The organism is Glutamicibacter mishrai (genome assembly GCF_012221945.1).
GTDB lineage: Bacteria > Actinomycetota > Actinomycetes > Actinomycetales > Micrococcaceae > Glutamicibacter > Glutamicibacter mishrai.
In genome coordinates this window covers 653,940-669,694 of record NZ_CP032549.1, presented here as the reverse complement: position 1 = coordinate 669,694, position 15,755 = coordinate 653,940, and the positions used below count along the sequence as shown (strand labels likewise).

The 15,755-nt window shown below is 58.9% G+C and carries 18 protein-coding genes and 1 tRNA gene; 12 read left to right on the top strand and 7 right to left on the bottom strand.

What is annotated here, in order from left to right:
- Positions 1-80: 80 nt before the first annotated feature.
- Complete coding sequence (mshD, locus tag D3791_RS03195; protein WP_022874165.1) at positions 81-1,037, bottom strand: mycothiol synthase; 957 nt, start codon at positions 1,035-1,037, stop codon at positions 81-83.
- 52 nt (positions 1,038-1,089) lie between these two features.
- Positions 1,090-1,758 (bottom strand): winged helix-turn-helix domain-containing protein, encoded by a 669-nt coding sequence (locus D3791_RS03190; protein ID WP_022874164.1) that lies wholly within the window; start codon positions 1,756-1,758, stop codon positions 1,090-1,092.
- Positions 1,759-1,884: 126 nt separating this feature from the next.
- Here D3791_RS03190 and D3791_RS03185 point away from each other — a divergent pair, with 126 nt between their 5' ends.
- The 3 genes from D3791_RS03185 (at position 1,885) to ygfZ (ending at position 4,580) form a co-directional block, all read left to right on the top strand.
- Positions 1,885-2,625, top strand: a complete 741-nt coding sequence (locus tag D3791_RS03185) for a hypothetical protein (protein WP_172511276.1) — start codon at positions 1,885-1,887, stop codon at positions 2,623-2,625.
- 255 nt (positions 2,626-2,880) lie between these two features.
- Positions 2,881-3,495 (top strand): heme-binding beta-barrel domain-containing protein, encoded by a 615-nt coding sequence (locus tag D3791_RS03180; protein WP_022874161.1) that lies wholly within the window; start codon positions 2,881-2,883, stop codon positions 3,493-3,495.
- 2 nt (positions 3,496-3,497) lie between these two features.
- Positions 3,498-4,580, top strand: coding sequence for a CAF17-like 4Fe-4S cluster assembly/insertion protein YgfZ (gene ygfZ, locus D3791_RS03175; protein ID WP_172511275.1), 1,083 nt, complete (start codon positions 3,498-3,500; stop codon positions 4,578-4,580).
- Between the two features lie 92 nt (positions 4,581-4,672).
- Here the strand turns inward: ygfZ and D3791_RS03170 are convergent, their stop codons facing one another.
- The 4 genes from D3791_RS03170 to D3791_RS03155 all read right to left on the bottom strand — a co-directional run bounded on the left by D3791_RS03170 (position 4,673) and on the right by D3791_RS03155 (position 7,820).
- A complete protein-coding gene (locus D3791_RS03170; protein ID WP_022874159.1) occupies positions 4,673-5,701 on the bottom strand; it encodes a 6-phosphofructokinase in 1,029 nt (342 codons plus the stop codon).
- Positions 5,702-5,955: 254 nt separating this feature from the next.
- Positions 5,956-6,198, bottom strand: a complete 243-nt coding sequence (locus tag D3791_RS03165) for a PspC domain-containing protein (RefSeq protein WP_022874158.1) — start codon at positions 6,196-6,198, stop codon at positions 5,956-5,958.
- 35 nt (positions 6,199-6,233) lie between these two features.
- A complete protein-coding gene (locus D3791_RS03160; protein ID WP_022874157.1) occupies positions 6,234-6,482 on the bottom strand; it encodes a LapA family protein in 249 nt (82 codons plus the stop codon).
- Between the two features lie 12 nt (positions 6,483-6,494).
- Positions 6,495-7,820, bottom strand: a complete 1,326-nt coding sequence (locus tag D3791_RS03155; protein WP_172511274.1) for a PspC domain-containing protein — start codon at positions 7,818-7,820, stop codon at positions 6,495-6,497.
- Between the two features lie 126 nt (positions 7,821-7,946).
- On the opposite strand from D3791_RS03155, the gene D3791_RS03150 reads away from it, so the two are divergent.
- Positions 7,947-9,212, top strand: coding sequence for an ATP-binding protein (locus tag D3791_RS03150; protein WP_172511273.1), 1,266 nt, complete (start codon positions 7,947-7,949; stop codon positions 9,210-9,212).
- Positions 9,209-9,877: a LuxR C-terminal-related transcriptional regulator gene (locus tag D3791_RS03145; protein WP_022874154.1), complete on the top strand. Its 669-nt coding sequence runs from the start codon at positions 9,209-9,211 to the stop codon at positions 9,875-9,877. Before D3791_RS03150 ends, D3791_RS03145 begins: the two co-directional genes overlap by 4 nt.
- 75 nt (positions 9,878-9,952) lie before the next feature.
- Here D3791_RS03145 and D3791_RS03140 read toward each other — a convergent pair whose 3' ends face one another.
- The gene (locus D3791_RS03140) at positions 9,953-11,152 is read right to left on the bottom strand and encodes a pyridoxal phosphate-dependent aminotransferase (RefSeq protein ID WP_172511272.1); all 1,200 of its coding nucleotides are present in this window, start codon (positions 11,150-11,152) and stop codon (positions 9,953-9,955) included.
- 269 nt (positions 11,153-11,421) lie between these two features.
- On the opposite strand from D3791_RS03140, the gene D3791_RS03135 reads away from it, so the two are divergent.
- The 7 genes from D3791_RS03135 to rplL all read left to right on the top strand — a co-directional run bounded on the left by D3791_RS03135 (position 11,422) and on the right by rplL (position 15,672).
- Positions 11,422-11,494 (top strand) — tRNA-Trp (locus D3791_RS03135).
- Between the two features lie 117 nt (positions 11,495-11,611).
- Positions 11,612-11,860 (top strand): preprotein translocase subunit SecE, encoded by a 249-nt coding sequence (gene secE, locus D3791_RS03130; protein ID WP_022874152.1) that lies wholly within the window; start codon positions 11,612-11,614, stop codon positions 11,858-11,860.
- A gap of 74 nt (positions 11,861-11,934) precedes the next feature.
- The gene (nusG, locus tag D3791_RS03125; protein WP_022874151.1) at positions 11,935-12,756 is read left to right on the top strand and encodes a transcription termination/antitermination protein NusG; all 822 of its coding nucleotides are present in this window, start codon (positions 11,935-11,937) and stop codon (positions 12,754-12,756) included.
- A 129-nt stretch (positions 12,757-12,885) separates the two neighbouring features.
- Positions 12,886-13,317, top strand: a complete 432-nt coding sequence (rplK, locus tag D3791_RS03120) for a 50S ribosomal protein L11 (RefSeq protein WP_022874150.1) — start codon at positions 12,886-12,888, stop codon at positions 13,315-13,317.
- A 135-nt stretch (positions 13,318-13,452) separates the two neighbouring features.
- Positions 13,453-14,157: a 50S ribosomal protein L1 gene (gene rplA, locus D3791_RS03115; RefSeq protein ID WP_022874149.1), complete on the top strand. Its 705-nt coding sequence runs from the start codon at positions 13,453-13,455 to the stop codon at positions 14,155-14,157.
- A 546-nt stretch (positions 14,158-14,703) separates the two neighbouring features.
- Positions 14,704-15,225 (top strand): 50S ribosomal protein L10, encoded by a 522-nt coding sequence (rplJ, locus tag D3791_RS03110; protein WP_022874148.1) that lies wholly within the window; start codon positions 14,704-14,706, stop codon positions 15,223-15,225.
- 72 nt (positions 15,226-15,297) lie between these two features.
- Positions 15,298-15,672: a 50S ribosomal protein L7/L12 gene (rplL, locus tag D3791_RS03105; protein WP_022874147.1), complete on the top strand. Its 375-nt coding sequence runs from the start codon at positions 15,298-15,300 to the stop codon at positions 15,670-15,672.
- The last annotated feature ends 83 nt before the right edge of the window (positions 15,673-15,755 follow it).

The following is a 15,755-nucleotide window of genomic DNA, read 5'->3' as shown; positions in this document are numbered from 1 at the left end:
TGAACTCATTTCTTCCTGCGAGTAGATGTCAAAACACCTCGTGAGAGCGGTCCTATTAGTACACGAAACCGCTGTTACTACTAGTCTATCGGTTTCGGACCGTACATAATGTCAGCGTCCCAAAGTGTGAAGCCCAATGAACGGTAGAGCTTCACGGCAGGCTCATTATCTGCATCCACATAGAGGATCACCGCATCGACACCGAGCTCCAGAAGGTAGTTGATGCCGGCGATAGTCAGGGAACGTCCCAAGCCCATGCCCTGCGCCTCAGGAACCACGCCCACTACATAGACTTCGCCAGTCGGGCGGAAGGCATCGCCGGAGGCTGGGTGGATCTTGGTCCAGTGATAAGCCAAGAGATTCTGCTCGGAATCAAAAGCGAGGAAGAAGCCAGAAGGATCGAACCAGTCCTCGGCCATGCGGGCATCCAGATCCGAGAGGCTTAGCGAGCCCTGCTCCGGGTGATGCTCAAATGCCTTGGAGTTTGCTTCAAGCCAGGCAGGCTCATCTTCGCCGACTCGGAAGCTGCGAACCGTGAAGCGGCGGTCAGCCGGTGGCTCTTCGATGAAATCGGTGCCTTCGCGGCGCATGCGGTAAAGCTCGCGCACGCGGCTCAGCCCGGTTTTCGCGGCGAGCTTCTTGGCTGCCTCGTGATCGCCATGAGCCCAAGCCTGAACCTTGGTCAGGTCCACCAGCTCGTTGAGCTTGGTCAGCAGGGCGCGGCCGATGCCTGCTTGGCGGTGCTGCGGGTGAACCACAAGTTCCAGCACCCATGGCTGATCCTGCGCTTCACGCACGAGCACGGCGATACCGGCCAGAACTGCTTCGGCGCCTTCCCCGACTTCAGCGAGCAGGGTCATGATGTTCTCGCCGGCATCGTCAGCTGCCAGGGCAACCAGTGTCTGGTCGCTCAGCGGGGGATTGCCGTCGACGTTCTGAGCCTCTGTAGCCAGATGGCGGACATCGCTCAGGGTGCGTTCATCCAACTCGGATGGCACGTGTTGAATGGATACTGTGGTCTGTGGCAGTTCACTCATGTCTTTCACGATAGTGGGTGAATGAATGAACTCGCCACAAAATAGCTGAAAGTTATGCTTCGGTGTGGAAGCGATAACCTACGTTACGCACTGTTCCAATGAGTTGTTCGTGATCAGTGCCCAGTTTGGCGCGCAGGCGACGGACGTGAACGTCGACGGTCCGGGTGCCACCGTAGTAGTCGTAGCCCCAGACTTCGTGCAGCAGCTGCTCACGAGTGAAGACCCGGCCAGGGAACTGGGCCAGGTACTTCAACAGCTCGAATTCCTTGTACGTAAGATCCAGCATGCGGTTATCAATGCGAGCGGTGTAGCTCAGCTCATCGATGCGCAGTCCTGAAGTGTTTTCAGCTGGTTCCGGAGCCGGTGCGGCATCCGGGATGCTTGCTAGCATCAGGCGGATTCGTGCATCGAGTTCTGCCGGAATTGCGGAGGGCAACAAGAAGTCGGCTGCATGCCATTCGGAATTCAAGATTCCCAAAGCGCCCTCGCTGACGACCAGCAGAAGCGGCAAGTTCAGATTCGCGTGAAGGATCTGTGCCAGCGAACGGGCTGGAATCAGATCGGTGCGCGCATCGAGGATGACGGCGTCACATTCTGGAACTTGGCTCAGCGATTCGGTGCTAGCCGGGAGGAAAGAAATTTCATGCAGTAGTAATTCGAGTGCCGGAAGAACTTCGGCCGCATTCTCGGCATGATTGCTAAGTAGCAGTAGGTGGGCCAATAGCTCGTCCTCCTGCCAATTGGTTGCGAATAAATCATCTTTACGTGTCACAGTATAAGGAATGAATCCTTCGAATCATGCATGTGAACACGCAGATGCAGACACATTACCGTCAGGAAGCATAGATTGAGAATCAAAGTTCTATTGTGCGGACTCGTCGCAGTCGGCCTATTGACCGGGGCTGCCAGCCTGTCGTCACTGACATGGCCCATGGGCGTGGTCACCGCAATATTACAGCTGGTTTTTGCCTACGCCTGGCCACGGATGGTCCGCTCAGATGCGCCATGGCCTATCACCATTATTCTGGCCTTGTGCTCGCTGGCCGCCACCGCTGCAACAATTTTCATGCCCGGTGCCTCGGTGATGTCACATAGCGTCGAGGCCATCGCCGTCGGCGTGCTGCTGGTGTTCATCAGCCAGGTGCTGCGAGGCGCTGAAGCCGAAGGCCGCCTGGCCGGCGTCGTGTCTGGCGTGACCGGCATGGTGCTGGCCGTCCTGGGCTCTGCCTGGGCCGCTAGCGCCCAAGTGGGCTACGGCTATGGACTGACGGTTGTCACGGTCATTTCGCTGCTCGGCGCCGGAGCGGTCGTGGTCAACAGGCTGCCGAATCGGATCACCATGATCCTTGCCCCGCTGGTTGCCGCCGCCCTGGGTGCTGCCGCCAGCGCCTTGCCGGTTGACATCCTCTGGTTCCAAGGTGCCGTCATGGGCCTGCTCACGGGCCTGCTGGTAGGTTCATTGCGCGCACTGGCCTTGGCCAGCCGCAGCGTACGCAATCTCAGTGGCATCCTCGGCCTATCCTGCGGAATCATCCTGCTCAGCGGTGCCGCCAGCTGGTACGCCATGGAGGTTCTGGCGTTCATTTAACGCAATATGGTGCGGGCTACGTCACGCGTGTCGAAGTTATGCTTCTGATCGCGCTAAGATGAAGCCATGAATGAAAATTATCTTGCACTTGAAATTTTCTTCCAGGCACTTGTCGTGATCGCCGGTCTAGGCATGGCGGGTTTCGCAGGCTTGGTAGTAAAGCGCCTCTTCCAGGGTCAGAAGTAAAAGCAGCGCACACAATAACGTGTGCGCTGTTTTTCATTTCACCACTGACGAATTAGGAGCGAGTAGTCCATGGCATTTGATCTCCCTACGGACCTCACCCCGGAACTAGTACCTTTCGCATGGCTCATCGGCACTTGGGAAGGTGCTGGCCGGCTTGGCGAAGGCGAAGCCGAGGACGAGTACTTTTGGCAGCAAGTCACCTTCCGTGACGTTGGCGGCCCATATCTCGAATACCGCAGCGAAGCGTGGCTCACTGAAGCCGACGGAACCAAGCTGCGGATTCTTGCCGTTGAAAACGGTTTCTGGTCCCTGGACCGCCAGCAGCAGGACGCTGACGCCGGCCCAGGCATGACCCCCGGCGACATTTTCCCGGTCTTGCGTTCAGCCGATGACGTGCAGAAGCTTCACACCGATGAAGGCTTCAAGATCCAGGCCCACATCGTGCAGCCAGGTGGCATCTCCGAGCTGTACTACGGCTTGATCGATGGACCACGCATCCAGTTGGCCACCGAAGGCCTGCTGCGCAGCAAGAATGCCAAGGCCTACGCTTCCTCGACCCGCATCTACGGATTGGTCAACGGCGAGCTGTTCTGGCGTTGGGATGTCTCCGAAGGAAACCTGGACCTGAAGGCCCACGCCTCGGCTGCGCTCAAGCGCGTTGCCGCAGAAGACTCGGTGAACTGATCATGAGCACTGGATACCAGTCGGTGCTTCTGCAGCGCGAAGGCGCAGTGGAAGCGGGCGGCGTAGATGCCGGCGTAGCTGCGCACTACGGTGCCCCCACCCGTGAAGCACGCAAGCTGGCAGAAGGCCAAGCGATTGCCGACCTGAGCCACTTTGATGTGCTGGAGATCCGCGGCGCGGACCGCCAAAGCTGGCTCGACACCCTGAGCACCCAGCGCATTAATACCCTGCAGCCAGGCCAGTGCACGCAGACGCTGCTGCTCTCGGTGCAGGGCCGCGTTGAGCACGAGATGAAGGTTCTGGTTGACCAGGACCGCCTGGTTCTCATTGTCGAGCCCGGCGCAGGCGAAGCCCTGGAGCAGTTCCTGAACTCGATGCGTTTCATGTTGCGCGTTGAGATCAACAACCTCTCGCAGACCCATGGCGTGCTAGCTGCCACCCGCCCCATTCCAAGCGCCGGAGCGCTGACGTGGATTGATCCATGGCCAGGTGTTGCTCCGGGCGGATGGGCCTATTCCCGCGAAGACCACCCAGGCAAGGACCGTCCGTGGCTTTTGCATGTGGTGGCCATCGACGAGCTGGAAGCAGCCGTGGCCAATGAAGAATTGGCTGGCATGATGGCGGTCGAGGCCTTGCGCATCGCCGCTTGGGAGCCGCGTTTCGGTGCCGAGATCGATGAGAAGACCATTCCGCATGAACTGGACTGGCTGCGCACCGCAGTGCATCTGGAAAAGGGCTGCTACAAGGGACAGGAAACGGTTGCCCGGGTGCACAACGTCGGGCACCCTCCGCGCCGCGTCGTATTCCTGGACCTCGACGGTTCGATGCACACTCTCCCGTCCACCGGCGCCGAGGTCAAGCTGGGCGAGCGGACCGTAGGGCGAGTTACCTCGGCAACCTTGCACTATGAGGCAGGGCCGATTGCCTTGGCCGTGATCAAGCGCAACGTGGATCCAGAATCCGTGCTGAGCGTTGTTGATGGCGAAACCAGCTACCCGGCGTCCCAGGATGTCATTGTGGCTCCTGACGCCGGCCAGGTGGCAGGACGCTTCACCGGCTTCCTGCGCACCCCGCCGCAGGACTAGGAACAACTAGGCTTTCCAAGCTGCTTTAACTGAATAAACGGATGGCACGAGAATGATCAACATTCTCGTGCCATCCGTTTAAGCGTCCGGAATTATCCGAAGAGGATCGCAGCTTCCTCGTAGCGGTCCATTGGCACGCGCTTGAGGTTGTTCAATGCGGCTCGCAACGGCACACGCAGAACCTTGGTTCCGTGCAGTGCGACCATGGTGCCCCACGCATTTTCGTTCACCGAATTGGTAGCCGCCATGCCCAGACGGGTGGCCAGCACGCGGTCGAACGCGGTAGGAACGCCACCGCGCTGGATGTGTCCAAGCACCGTAGCGCGGGTCTCGATGCCGGTGCGCTCTTCAATGACCGGGGCCAGCATTTCGCCAATGCCACCCAGACGCGCGCGGCCAAAGGTATCCACGCCGCGTACCGAGAACGCTTCTTCCATGCCTTCGGGAACAAAGCCCTCAGCGACAACCACCAACGGAGCGCGGCCGCGTTCATGGGCTTCGGACACCCACTCGCAGATCTGTTCCATTGGGGTCGAGACCTCTGGAATCAAAATGGCGTGGGCGCCTGAGGCCATACCGGCGTGCATGGCGATCCAGCCAACGTGGCGGCCCATGACTTCAGCGACCATGCAGCGGTGGTGCGAGTCGCCGGTGGTGCGCAGGCGGTCGATGGCCTCGACAGCGATCTGGTTGGCGGTATCAAAACCGAAGGTGTAGTCGGTGGCATCCAAGTCGTTGTCGATGGTCTTGGGAACGCCGACAATCGGCAGGCCCTCGGCGCACAAGCGCTGGGCACCGGCCAGGGTGCCTTCGCCGCCGATGGCGATCAGGGCATCGATGTTGTTGTCCTTGAGCACGCGGGAGATGTTTTCCGCGCCGCCCAACTCGCCTTCGAAAGCGTTGGTGCGCGAGGTGCCCAGGATGGTTCCACCCTGCTTGGCAATGCCTCGGACCGCGGTACGCGGCAGGTCGAAGAAGTCGCCCTCCTTGACGCCGCGCCAGCCATCGCGGAAGCCAACGAACTCATAGTCGTAGCTCTTGATGCCGTTCAGAACGGCTCCTCGGATGACGGCATTCAGGCCTGGGCAGTCTCCGCCCGAGGTCATGATTCCAACGCGCATTGGGCCTCGCTTCGTAAACTTGGAAAGCTTCGTGCTGCAGGTCGGCGTCGTCACATGGCAACGGCACTAGGGCAACAAAGTCTTCCATTCGGATGTCAATTAATTTCCGCGCGCCATTGAGCATCAATTCTGCATGACAGTCTACGTGCTTAAAGCCACAAGGGCGAGTTGCACGTCACCGAAGTGACCGCATCTCGCCCTGTGTCGTGAGCTATTGTCGTGAATTCCGCGAAACATTGCGGAAATCTTGGGGTCTAGAACTTTCGCAGCCAGTTCTGCAAAATGATGCTGTTGTCCTGGGCCGGGATCAGCAGCCACGCAACAATGTAGGCGCCGATGCCGAAGACCGGCAGGAGGAAGGACAATAGCAGCGCGATTCGCACGACGGTGACGTCCCAGCCGAACTTGTCAGCTATGCCGCCGGCGACACCGCCAGCCATGCGGGAAGGGCCGCGGCGAAGTGGCATCGAACGAAGGGAATTGAAGAACTTGTCCATGGTGGATCTCCTTGAAGCAGTTGGGTTCGAAAAAGCTAGAGGTTGGGGTCGGTGGGTGCTGGAATCTCCGACTCGCGTTGGCGGCGCTTGCCAGCTGCCGAGAGTCCCGAGATGATCATGGCGACGCCGGCAAAGGCGACCACGATGATCAAGAGCAGCGGCATGTCAAAGCTCCAGTGGAAGAACGTGCGGCTCAGGGTCGCTAACGACACCACAATCAGGATCAGGCCGAAGACCAGGGTCCCGGTAGGGAACTTTGTGGTTCGCGCAGAATCATTGTTCATGTTGCTCAGTCCTTAGAATTCCGGGGTGACGACGGTGGGCGTGGCGGTGGTGGCAACTTCGGTGCCGAAGGAGGAGAATAATCCGTCGACTTCAACCGTCAGCAACGGTGCGTCATCAGGCAGCTGGCGTTGATCCTGCGGAAGTTCAAGATCCATCTGCGAGTTGAAGACTCCGTCCGAGGTCACCTTCACCGGGACGTTGGCCGGGAGCTTCAAGTCCAGCCGGGAGAACAAAGAATCAACTTCCACCGTAGTCGGTGTGGTGATGGAATCCAGGTAGGTCAGGTCAATCGTGGAGCGGCTGAACACAGCACTGTACTCGTTGCCGCCGGGCTCGGAACGAACCGCCTGGCGGTCCTCGGTGCCAAAGGAAGAGCCCGAGAAGACCAAGGTCATGACCAACAGGGGAATGCCCAGGCCCAAGAGCCCGCCGCTGGTGCGCCGCACCAAGGAAGCCAGCACAATGGCGAGGCCGGTGACCATCAGGCCTGCCGCCAGGGCGATGCCCCAGCCCGAACCCGGCAAATCGACAATGTGCAGGTAATCGGCGCAAAGCACCGCGGCGATCACCAGGATGCTCAACCCGACCACGGTTGTGGCAACCCAGGACGGGATTGGAGGCGCTGCCTGCGCTTTGCGGGCAGCCTTCGTGTGGAAATATTCCTGGGAGTAGGAGCGGGTGTACTTGGGATCAGGCGAATACGCATACTCGTAACCACCGGAGTGTGGTTTTGGATCCGGGATATCCGAAGCCATGGTGTCCTCCTGATCTTTCATGCTTTTTGTGGCGGGTTCGGCACCCGATGGTGCGCTGCTGCTAAAGGTGAACCCATCCTTGCGCCAAGGCTTTTCCATAGCCGTGGTGTGGGCCGTGGAAGACGGCTGGGATTGTGTCTTCGCTGGCTTTGCAGGACGGGGCCTGTCGAATTTCGTATTCTTCCGGCTGAAGATGATGAACAGCACCGCGGCGACGATGGCTATTGGCCACAACACCGGTGCGACTGAATCGAGGATCCATTGTGCCGGGAAGATTCCCAGAACCACGAACACCACCGAACCGGTCATGCCGCTGGTCCACTCCTTATTGATCGCTCGTTCCAGGTGGATGCGGCCCTGCTGGTCGGGCAGCAGCGCCCAGGCCACTCCATAGAGGATTAGCCCCAGGCCGCCGAGGAAGCTGAGCACGACGATAATGCCGCGCGCCAGAATCACATCGATCTTGAAGTAATCGGCGACTCCGGCAGCAACACCTCCCAGCCACCGCGACTCCTGGCGGATGAATGGCGATTTGCTCAGCTGGCTGAAAAAGCCTCGACGCTCGGACCCTGAATTGTTCATAGCTCCATGTTCTCGTGATCCACTGGATCACCGCTATGAGGGGATACCCTGAACTTCCCCTAGGGGTGCCCCTAGATGTGGTGATCAACCACCAAAAAACGGGCATAACGTGCTTGACTTAGAACTATGGAAAGTCCGGAACGAAGCCTCTTGGTGCGCAGCGAGCAGCGCATGATCGCTGGCGTCAGCGGGGGACTGGCAGCGCATCTGGGAATTCCGCTGAACTACGTGCGCCTGGGATTCATCGCCCTCACTGCGCTGGGCGGGGTTGGCATCCTGCTCTACGCCTGGCTATGGGTGTTCGTGCCAAGCGCGGAGGAAGCCCAAGCCGATGAGGCCAGGTCATGGGGGACCAGAACCCGCAGCCTGGCCGAAGAGATGAACCGGGTCCAGCAAGGATTCATGCGCACCAGGGAAGGATGGGAAAAGAACTCATCCTGGCGCGAAATGCTCATTGGCGCCGGGCTTCTGGTGCTGGCAGTCCTGGCGTTAGGCCAATGGGCGGGATGGAATATCCGCTGGGATCTGATCTGGCCATCCCTGGGAATCATCGCCGGTATCCTCCTGGCCTGGCTGCAGCTGGATGAACAGGTCACCGGAGCGGGCCGAAAAAAATCTGCTCCACTGCTGATCCGCCTGGGCCTGGGCCTGCTGCTCGTCATCGGCGGCCTGTTGACCATCCTGAGCGGATCTGTTGGCGTGGCCGACCTGCTCGGTGGCATGTGGGCGGCCCTGGCCATACTGGTTGGCGCCGTAGTGGTCCTCTTGCCGTGGGGGACCAGGCTGTGGCGGGACTTCCTCGCCGAACGAAGCTCCCGGCAGGCCGCGGCGCAACGCGCGGAGTTCGCCGCGCACCTGCACGACTCGGTGCTGCAGACCTTGGCCGTGATCCAGAAGCGAAGCGATGACCCGGCCGCGGTGCGCACCCTGGCCAGAATCCAGGAACGCGAACTGCGCCAGTGGCTCTATGGCAATCAGGATCTTGATGACGAGGACGTCGTGGTGGAAGTGCAGCACGAAGCCAGTGACATCGAGCAGTTGCTGCTGCGCGATGTCGAGGTCATCGCTGTCGGCAACGCGCAGGGCTTTGAAGGGCAACAGGCCTTGGTGGCGGCCTCCAGGGAAGCGATGATGAATGCGGCCAAACACGCGCCGGGCAAGATTTCCGTATATATCGAATGCACCGAGCACGCGGTGGAGGTTTTTGTCCGCGACCGCGGCGAGGGCTTCGAGCTTGGCGCCATCCCCGAAGACCGGCACGGCGTGCGCGAGTCGATCATCGGACGCATGCAGCGTGCTGGCGGTTCGGCCGAGATCCGCAGCAGCGAGACTGGCACCGAGATTCAACTGAGCATGCCTCGAAATACTACGCAGGAAGAACCGCAATCATGAGTACCGAAAATACCGCCCAAAGCTATCGTGTAGTCCTCGTTGACGATCACGCGATCTTTCGTTCTGGCCTCAAGGCTGACCTGGCGAGCGACATGCACATCGTGGGCGAAGCCGGAACCGTGGAAGAAGCCATCGCCGTGATCACCGAAACGAAACCCGACGTGGTGTTGCTGGACGTTCACCTGCCCGGCGGCCGTGCCGGGGGAGGCGCTGAAGTGCTGAAGAACTGCGCGCAGCTTCTGGGATCAACCAAGTTCCTGGCGCTCAGCGTTTCCGATGCGGCTCAAGACGTGGTCACGGTGATTCGCGCCGGAGCCCGCGGGTACGTCACCAAGAGCATTTCCGGCGAGGAAATCTCCGATGCCGTGCGTCGCGTGGCTGCCGGCGACGCGGTCTTTTCGCCACGCCTGGCCGGATTCGTGCTGGACGCTTTTGGCAGCAGCACCGCGGTTTCAGACATCGATGAAGAGCTGGATCTGCTCTCGGACCGCGAACTGCAGGTGATGCGCCTGATCGCCCGAGGCTACAGCTATAAGGAAGTGGCCACGGAATTGTTCATCTCGGTGAAAACCGTGGAGTCCCACGTATCGAATGTCTTGCGCAAGTTGCAGCTCTCGAACCGCCATGAGCTCACCCGGTGGGCTGTTGACCGCAAGATCCTCTAGATAAATCCGAGCGTTAAAGCACCAACGGCGTCCCAAGAAATTTCTTGGGACGCCGTTGGTGCTTTGGATTGGCGCTTACTTGGCTTCGCCGAGCAGCTTCTGAATGCGCTCCACACCTTCGGCGAGGTCCGCATCGCCCAATGCGTAGGACATACGGATAAAGCCCGAGGGTCCGAAGGCCTCGCCTGGGACCACGGCGACCTCAGCCTGCTCGAGGATGAAGGCTGCCAGTTCGGCGCTGGTGTTGTTCACGACGCCGCGGATTTCGCGGCCGAGCAGGCCACGGACATCCGAGTAGGCGTAGAACGCGCCTTCGGGGGTAGGACAGTGCAGGCCGTCAATGGCGTTCAGGCCCTCGACGATTGCCAGGCGGCGGCGGTTGAATGCGGTCTTCATTTCGTTGACAGCATCCAGCGGGCCGGCGACGGCGGCCAGGGCAGCACGCTGCGAAACGTTGGCAACGTTCGAGGTTGCGTGCGACTGCAGGTTGGTGGCGGCCTTGATGACATCGGCTGGACCGGCCATCCATCCCACGCGCCAACCGGTCATGGCGTAGGTCTTGGCGACGCCGTTGAGCACAACCACGCGGTCTTCAAGTTCTGGCGCGAGTGTGGCGATGGAGCTGAAGCTGGCATCCCCGTAGGTCAGGTGCTCGTAGATTTCGTCGGTGACAACCCACAGGCCCTTGGAGGCAGCCCACTGGCCGATTTCTCGGACCTGCTCTGGCGAGTACACAGCGCCGGTAGGGTTAGATGGCGAAACGAACAGCAGCACCTTGGTGCGTTCGGTCAGCACGGATTCGAGCTGCTCCACGGTGACCTTGTAGCCCTGTTCCGGGCCGGCGAAGATCGAAACCGGCTTGCCGCCGGCGAGCTGGATGGCTTCAGGGTAGGTGGTCCAATATGGAGCCGGGACGATGACTTCGTCTCCTGGATCCAGCAGGGTGGCGAAGGTGTTGTACACGGCCTGCTTGCCGCCGTTGGTCACCAGGACCTGGGATGCAGAGATCTCGTAGCCTGAATCGCGCAAGGTCTTTGCGGCAATGGCTTCACGCAGCTCTGGAAGGCCAGCAGCAGGGGAGTAGCGGTGGTTCTTCGGGTCGGCTGCGGCTTTCAGCGCGGCTTCGACGATGTAGTCAGGCGTTGGGAAGTCAGGCTCACCGGCACCGAACCCGATGACTGGGCGCCCAGCGGCTTTCAGAGCCTTGGCCTTGGCGTCGACTGCGAGGGTCGCGGATTCGGAGATTGCGCCGATGCGGCGAGATATTCGAGACATGTGAGAATTCGTCCTGAAGTCTATGGGGACAGCTGTTGGTTCCAGTTTAGTTCCCTGTTCTCCAGAACAATCGAGCATGAGGGAAAATGACATTTTCGCGCCTAGGCGCTGGCGGATCCATGCGTTCTGCGCCACACCTTGGGTTGTCAGTTCGACAATTGCGATTTCGTTGCGTAAAGTTATTTCTCGTTGCCGAGACATCGACACGGAAGAAGCCAAGAGCTTTCATCCGCTAAGATGTTCTAGGTGGGAGCTGAGAAAAGCTCCGAAGGGTAGTGGCGCAATTGGTAGCGCAGCGGTCTCCAAAACCGCAGGTTGCAGGTTCGAGTCCTGTCTGCCCTGCGCAGTAGCGATTTATCGCTCAGCGAATTATCTCACGTCACGGTGTGTTGTGGTCGGTCAGGCTACGACGCACCGTGATTGTTTCAACTGGCCAAAAAAATTGAAACGAGGAAGAACGTGACCGAATCTGCTCTTGACTCTGGTAAGGGTAAGCAGAAGAAGGGCTTTTTTGCCCAAATCATGCTGTTTTTCCGTCAGGTAATCGCGGAACTTAAGAAGGTAGTCACCCCGACCCGCAGCGAACTGCTCAATTACTTCTTGGTGGTTGTCGGTTTCGTCGTCGTGGTGATGCTGATCGTGACGGCCCTGGACTTCGTCTTCGGGCAGGGTTCGATCCTCCTGTTCACCAAACAGGTAGAACAGTAAGTTTAGTTGCCTCGGAGGTATAATCGCTCCGAGGCAATTTCAGTGTCATTCAGTCAAAGAAAGCAGGAGCTGCAGTGTCCGACAAGGAACTCGAACCGCAGATTAATGACGAGGTCGAAAACGAGTTCGTTGAAGCCGACAGCGATCAGGTAGATGCAGCCGCTGAGGTTGATATCGACTCGACCGAAGCCCCAGCCGCAGATGCTGAAGACGCTCAGGTTGCTGAAGCCGACGCCGACGCCGAGGTTGAAGAAACCGAAGTCGAGGAAGCTGGCGAAGACAAGGTAGCTCGCCTCAAGGAAGAATTCCGCTCGAAGCTGCGCCGCCTTCCAGGTGACTGGTTCGTGATCCACACCTACGCCGGCTACGAGAACCGCGTAAAGGTGAACCTCGAAACCCGTATCCAGACCCAGGATATGGAAGATTTCATCTACGACATCCAGGTGCCGATGGAAGAAGTCGTTGAGGTCAAGAACACCCAGCGCAAGATCGTCCGCCGCGTGCGCATCCCAGGCTACGTACTGGTTCGCATGGAGCTCACCGACGCTTCGTGGGGTGTTGTTCGACACACTCCAGGCGTCACCGGATTCGTTGGAAACGCCCACGATCCAAACCCGCTGAACCTTGATGAAGTGTTCTCCATGCTGGAGCACACCGTCGTTGACCCAGTAGAGCAGCCATCGGCATCGAAGCCAGGCCGTGCTCCAATTACCGAGGTCACCGTGGACTTTGAAGTTGGAGAATCGGTCATCGTCAACGATGGTCCATTCGAGACCATGCCGGCCACGATCTCGGAAATCAAGCTGGAAGCAGCTCAACTGGTCGTACTGGTTTCGATCTTCGAACGCGAAACCCCAGTGACCCTGAACTTCAACCAGGTCACCAAGATCCAGTAGTATTAAGTCTTCGTGCCCCATATCGGTCGCTTATCGATGTGAGGGCGCGTTTGGCTGTCGCGCCACGATAGCCAGATCCCCGTACCACGCTCCTGTGCTGCGGGAACCGCAAGAGTAGAAGGACCCGACATGGCCCCAAAGAAAAAGGTCACCGGACTCATCAAGCTGCAGATCCAGGCAGGTGCTGCTAACCCAGCTCCTCCAATCGGTCCAGCCCTTGGTCAGCACGGCGTCAACATCATGGAATTCTGCAAGGCTTACAACGCAGCGACCGAGTCGCAGCGCGGTAACGTGATTCCAGTTGAGATCACCGTATACGAAGACCGTTCGTTCACTTTCATCACCAAGACCCCTCCTGCAGCTGAGCTGATCAAGAAGGCTGCTGGCGTTGCAAAGGGTTCCGGCACCCCTCAGTCCCTGAAGGTTGCTAACCTGACCCAGGCTCAGGTTGAGGAAATCGCCACCGCTAAGATGGCTGACCTCAACGCTAACGATCTGGCTGCTGCAGCTAAGATCATCGCCGGTACCGCTCGCTCCATGGGTGTCACCGTAGAAGGCTAATTCCGCCTTCCGCTGTTCACCTGTTGGATAGCACTTCAGAATTTAATCTAAGGCGAGGCGATCACCTGATCGATTCGCCCGTGGCAGGACCGCGCGCGGTCCATATGACCACGACTGCATAAGGAGATAACGCAGATGGCAAAGCGCAGCAAAGCATACGTAGCCGCCGCGGCTAAGATCGATGCCGACAACAACGTCTACACTCCAGTCGAGGCAATCGCCCTGGCTAAGGAGACCGCAGGCGAGAAGACCAACTCGACCGTTGAGGTTGCTTTCCGCTTGGGTGTTGACCCACGCAAGGCAGACCAGATGGTTCGCGGTACCGTCAACCTTCCGCACGGCACCGGTAAGACCGCCCGCGTGGTAGTTTTCGCTAACGGTGACAAGGCAGAAGCAGCTCGCGAAGCTGGCGCCGACTTCGTTGGCTCGGACGACCTGATCGAAAAGATCCAGGGCGGCTGGACCGACTTCGACGCAGCAGTTGCAACCCCTGACCTGATGGGCAAGGTTGGCCGCTTGGGTAAGGTACTGGGTCCACGTAACCTGATGCCAAACCCTAAGACCGGCACCGTGACCATGGATGTTGCCAAGGCTGTTAACGACATCAAGGGCGGCAAGATCGACTTCCGCGTCGACAAGCACTCGAACCTGCACTTCATCATTGGCAAGGTTTCGTTCGATGCCAAGCAGCTGGCCGAGAACTACGCTGCAGCTCTCGAAGAGGTACTGCGCCTGAAGCCTTCGGCTTCGAAGGGCCGCTACATCTCGAAGGCTACCCTCGCAACCACCTTCGGTCCAGGCATCCCTGTTGACCCGAACGTAACCCGCGTCGAGGCCTAAGCTTAGTAGCTTGACTCATTGAGGGAGCATGCCGCATCGCGGCATGCTCCCTCGATCTTTAACCAGCAATGCTCAATGATTCCTGCGAAAGTCGCGTGTGGGTAGGAAACCATAATTGCCGGTGATAGGCTGTGACTGCCGAGTATTTCGGCCACTTGTGCATGGATCCCCCAAGGCCATGCACCGGTGAGGTTTAGAAGTTCCCCAAGCTTCTAGGCCCGGCGGGACTTATTGCCCGCGTTCCCCAAGCGCCGGCAATTAAGTCCCGTCACCTCAAACTTTTCCCAGTGATCAGAATCATGCGCCCTGGGCGCTGCTACGATTTGCTGTGCTGAGATGATCTGGCTTAGACTAGAAATACCGAAGACCGTCGGTTGAACATTTGGTTTCCAAATGTTCCTAAAGGTCCGCAAGGACAACCAACGCAGGTTACATAGATTTGCTTTAACTTGAATGAGTTGAACTGCCCTGTGCTCCTGCGCGGGGCTATTTTTATGGCCTCGCCGGTTTTGAAACGGTACCGAACAAATCCCCGGAAGGAGTGTTATGGCAACCCCGAGCAAGACTGCAGCGATTGAAGAAATCACTGCGGACTTCAACGAATCAACCGCGGCTGTCTTGACCGAATACCGTGGGCTTACCGTTGCACAGCTCAAGGATCTGCGCCGCTCGCTTGGTCAGGAGACCAAGTACGCAGTTGTAAAGAACACCTTGACCGCAATCGCAGCTAAGAACGCTGGCATCGATGCATTCGATGAGCAGCTTTCCGGCCCAACTGCAATCGCCTTCGTAAAGGGCGACGCTGTTGCTGCTGCTAAGAGCCTCACGGAATTCGCCAAGACCAACGAGAAGCTGGTCATCAAGACCGGCTGGTTCGAAGGCAAGGCGCTGGACCAGAGCGGCATCGCTGCACTGGCCGCACTGGAATCCCGCGAAACCCAGCTCGCTCGCGTTGCTGCAGTACTGCAGGCTCCGGCCTCCGCTGCTGCTCGCGTCGTCGAAGCACTGCGTGCAAAGCTCGAAGAGAACGGTGGCGCTGCTGCCGAGGAAGCTCCGGCAGAAGCCTAGGCTTTCGCGATCTCTCGCAACGTAATCCCAAATTCATTAGGCCTTCGGGCCAAAACCGAAAGGACGCCGACCATGGCGAAGCTCAGCAACGAAGAGCTGCTTTCCGCATTCAAGGAAATGACCATCATCGAGCTTTCCGAGTTCGTTAAGGAATTCGAAGAGACCTTCGACGTAACCGCTGCTGCTGTTGCAGTTGCCGGTCCTGCTGCTGGCGGCGAAGCTGCTGCAGAAGAGAAGACCGAATTCGACGTTATCCTCGAGTCGGCTGGCGACAAGAAGATCGCAGTGATCAAGGAAGTTCGCGCAATCACTTCCCTGGGCCTGAAGGAAGCTAAGGAGCTCGTTGACGGCGCTCCAAAGGCTCTGCTTGAGGGTGTTGCAAAGGACGCTGCCGAGAAGGCTAAGGAAGCTCTGGAAGCTGCCGGCGCTACCGTCACCGTTAAGTAAGTTCCGCGGTCACTCGCAACTTATTGCTAAGGGGTCCACAGGCGAAAGCCTGTGGGCCCCTTAGCCGTTAACTGGCACTTTCA